The 3171-nt window shown below is 66.9% G+C and carries 6 protein-coding genes; 3 read left to right on the top strand and 3 right to left on the bottom strand.

Annotated features, from left to right (window positions below):
* The 3 genes from ABWV20_RS18985 to ABWV20_RS18975 form a co-directional block, all read left to right on the top strand.
* Nucleotides 1-333, top strand: a 333-nt coding sequence (locus tag ABWV20_RS18985; RefSeq protein ID WP_353357997.1) for a transposase, incomplete at its 5' end; no start/stop codon positions are given.
* Between the two features lie 216 nt (nucleotides 334-549).
* The gene (locus ABWV20_RS18980) at nucleotides 550-786 is read left to right on the top strand and encodes a BrnT family toxin (RefSeq protein ID WP_353357995.1); all 237 of its coding nucleotides are present in this window, start codon (nucleotides 550-552) and stop codon (nucleotides 784-786) included.
* 10 nt (nucleotides 787-796) lie between these two features.
* Nucleotides 797-1042 (top strand): hypothetical protein, encoded by a 246-nt coding sequence (locus ABWV20_RS18975; protein ID WP_034714501.1) that lies wholly within the window; start codon nucleotides 797-799, stop codon nucleotides 1040-1042.
* Between the two features lie 52 nt (nucleotides 1043-1094).
* On the opposite strand, the gene ABWV20_RS18970 is transcribed toward ABWV20_RS18975, so the two are convergent.
* The 3 genes from ABWV20_RS18970 to ABWV20_RS18960 all read right to left on the bottom strand — a co-directional run bounded on the left by ABWV20_RS18970 (nucleotide 1095) and on the right by ABWV20_RS18960 (nucleotide 2694).
* Nucleotides 1095-1289, bottom strand: coding sequence for a DUF4304 domain-containing protein (locus ABWV20_RS18970; RefSeq protein ID WP_353357993.1), 195 nt, complete (start codon nucleotides 1287-1289; stop codon nucleotides 1095-1097).
* Nucleotides 1219-1527, bottom strand: a complete 309-nt coding sequence (locus ABWV20_RS18965; RefSeq protein ID WP_353357999.1) for a DUF4304 domain-containing protein — start codon at nucleotides 1525-1527, stop codon at nucleotides 1219-1221. The genes ABWV20_RS18970 and ABWV20_RS18965 overlap by 71 nt, the downstream gene beginning before the upstream one ends.
* A 450-nt stretch (nucleotides 1528-1977) precedes the next feature.
* Nucleotides 1978-2694: a hypothetical protein gene (locus ABWV20_RS18960; RefSeq protein ID WP_353357991.1), complete on the bottom strand. Its 717-nt coding sequence runs from the start codon at nucleotides 2692-2694 to the stop codon at nucleotides 1978-1980.
* Nucleotides 2695-3171 lie beyond the last annotated feature (477 nt).

The following is a 3171-nucleotide window of genomic DNA, read 5'->3' as shown; positions in this document are numbered from 1 at the left end:
GACCGGAAACGATGCGGCATCAAACCCGTGCCGGTTCACAGTGGTCTGGGCCGGCTCCCCTCGCGCCAGTTCGCGATCAACGCCACCTGGCTGATGCTCACCCAGGTCGCCGCCGACCTGGTCGCCTGGACGAGGCTGCTCGCCTTCACCGGCGACGCGAAGATCCTGCGCGACTGCGAGCCCAAGGCGCTGCGCTACCGGTTCCTCCACGTGCCCGCCCGCCTGACCCGCAGCGCCCGACGGCGACGACTGAAGATCCCCGAGACGTGGCCCTGGGCTACCGCGATCGTCGCAGTCTTCGCGAACATCGCCGCGATCCCGCAACCAGCCTGAACCGGCCGACCCACCCACGAGATCACCACCCCGGAGAACCGCAGCCCGGCAGCGCCAGCCGGCACCTCGTCACACCCCCGATCAGCTCGCGCCGCCACCCCAGATCTCAGCGCGCCCCTCGCAGCGGTCGCCCGCTGCTCATGAAAGACCGGGGCTAAAGATCGAAGAGCCAGCAAAGGTTGACGGCGTGCGCGATGTCAACTTAGAGTTGACGTCGTGGAGGTTGTGCGCTCGGCCCTCAAGCACGGGATCGATGCCGCCGACATCGAGCACGCATGGACCAACGCCATCCGGCTCGTGGAATACGAATACGACGGCGAGGACCGCCTCCTCGTGATCGGCCCTGACCAACACGGCCGCATGCTGGAACTTGTCGCGGTGCCTGCTGGTCAGCCCACGCGCATCATCCACGCTGACAGGCTCCGACCGAAGTTCTTCGACTATCTGCGATGAGGTGAATGACATGGCAAACCTGAAGACCAACCACGACCGCACCGGCTTGGACCACCTTGACCCCTCCACTCACCCGGCGCGCGACGCCGCGTCCTTCCGCCGCATCCTTGCGGCAAAGAACGGTCTCGCGGTCGCGGAGCAGGAGCTGCGCGACGCGGTTCGCGCCGCCCGTCAGGCGGGCGACTCCTGGACCGTCATTGGTGCCGCGCTCGACATCACGCGGCAAGCCGCGCAACAGAGGTTCGGAGACCACTGACAGCGGCATGAGCGTGCGACTTCGAGGTGCCGACACGGCGGCGACTCGTGGGTCAGGCTCGCCTGACTGCCTCGAATGAGCCACGAGGACCGAGGGTTTGGTCGGCTATCTCAGTCGTCAGCTTCGGCACGATGACGTCTTGCAGCAGCGTGAGTATGTCTTCCGCAACCTGACGTTCATTGCTGCCGTCTCCGGCGAGTCTCCACCAGTGGTCCCGACCGTGACTCAGGAAGCCCGCACGCTGCACTTACCGATGCAGGGCGACCGTGTTCGGGGCTCGGCTTGGCCGAGTAGTAACTGTAGGTTGCCCTGGCCTCTTCCCACGCGGCCTTGCCAATGACCATCAGGTTGATCGTGAACTTGGCCTCGTTGCCAGTGCTGGCCTGCGATGTTTGGAATCCCAGCATCGCCCAATCCCGCTCATCGGGAAGCGTCCACACCTTGCCTGAACCCGTGCACCCCAACTCGCGAAGTGCGGGCCCCAGACCGTCTTGATCAGGCGCTCGAGCCGGTCCTGTGCCTCACCCATGCCCCGTGATCCTAGGCCGTTTGACCACAGTCAAGGGCCGCCCTGCGACGTCCGCAATTCGGCATGAGGGGACTGTCATGACCGCGTCATTGGGGGCGAAGTCCGGTGCCCATAGTCGGCGGATGGACGCTGCTCCTCGGCGCCCGCCCTGGACGGCGCAGCCGTGGTGAAGGCCACGGGGGCCGAGGGTAGTCTCACGGCCGAAGGCGATGGCCGGATATTGGCCGGGTACACATGACACTTTGGGGCTCTCGGCGCCCTTGAGCGGCCAGGCAAGGTGTTGGGAGGCAAGGGAATTGGCGGCTCAAGGGGGCGTGCGTCCGCCCTTTCAATCCGCCGGTCGTCGGTTCGAGCCCGACGGGGCCCACCACACGTTTGAGCGGGTCAACGGCAGCTTCCGGCCCCATCAGCGTTCGTCGCCAATGCGTAGCGAGGCGCGGGCGGCGAGCAGTACCTGCGTCCAGAGCAGGGCCACGGTGGCCACCGAGAACGGGACCCCCAGTTGGTCGGAGTGCGTCACCCGGAGGGCCAGGCCGAAGATCAGGACGATGACAAGCAGGACGCCGGTGCCGACGGCCGGACCGCGCAGCGCCGCCTGGTGCCTGGCGTACCAGCTTGAGGCCAGGACAGCGCACGCAGCGCCGATAGCGAGGCCGATTCGAATGACCTGAGCAGGCCCGCTCGCGAGTTGGTCCGCCGCCAGCAGCTCCCAGACCGGCCAGCTCAGGCAGCGAGTATAGGAGCGAGGGCCCGCGGCGAACAGGCTGACCAGGTGCATGGCGACCATCACCGTGACGCTGACCCACGCCAAGCTGCTCACGCGAGACGGCGAGGGGCGCGTCGGCGTGCGCTCCAACGCCTCCGTCGCAACCACCATCGCCGCCATCGCGGCGAGCGCGGAGCCCAGATCGAGCGCGCCACCCCACGCGGGAACGGGGAGACCTAGCACGGTCTGCCGGCCGAAGTACCCGGCGACGAGCGCACCCGCCACGGTCACCCACGGCAGGGCCTTGACCAGCGGGACCGCACCCTTGAGGCGAAGCGCCAGGATCGCGGCGGCGAGCGCCGCCGGGCCGACGAGGATCGCGGACGTACGGTGCGTCATCTCGATCCAGGGATTCATGTAGAAGAACGAGCTAACCGACCCCGACGGGAGGAGAGCCGAAGCCGTACAGCCAGGCCAATTGCCGCACTCGAATCCGGATTCGCTCGCGCACACTAGTGAACCGAGAGCAACCGCCAGAAAGGTCAACAATGTCGCCAGCCGGAACACCCGGCGTGTCAAGGTCGGGACAGTCGAGGCGGGCGGCACGGCCGTGGTCGAACTCACGACAAGTCACCGTAGACCCCCGCCTGCCGGCCTAGGCACTGGGTCGGACACGCGCTGCAACGCGGGAATAGTCTTCTTAGCCTCGATCCACCGATGAAGTTGGTCGGGTGAGCGTGCCGTAACGACGAGGTGCCCTGCCGTGCTGAGAGATTGGGACTTGCGACGGTTCCAAACACCTCAACCCGGAAGGGCACCTCTGGGATGCGACTCTCTCACACTCTCGGGCGCACGTCGGTGGCGTTCGACGACCCGAATCTCGTGTCGGCCGCC

The sequence above is a fragment of the Intrasporangium sp. DVR genome (genome assembly GCF_040365325.1).
GTDB lineage: Bacteria > Actinomycetota > Actinomycetes > Actinomycetales > Dermatophilaceae > Intrasporangium.
This window is presented reverse-complemented; position numbering and strand designations above follow the sequence as displayed.

Coding starts and splice junctions, on each gene's coding strand:
- ABWV20_RS18975 (WP_034714501.1), top strand. CDS start 797: ATGGCAAACCTGAAGACCAACCACGACCGCACCGGCTTGGACCACCTT.
- ABWV20_RS18960 (WP_353357991.1), bottom strand. CDS start 2,694: ATGAATCCCTGGATCGAGATGACGCACCGTACGTCCGCGATCCTCGTC.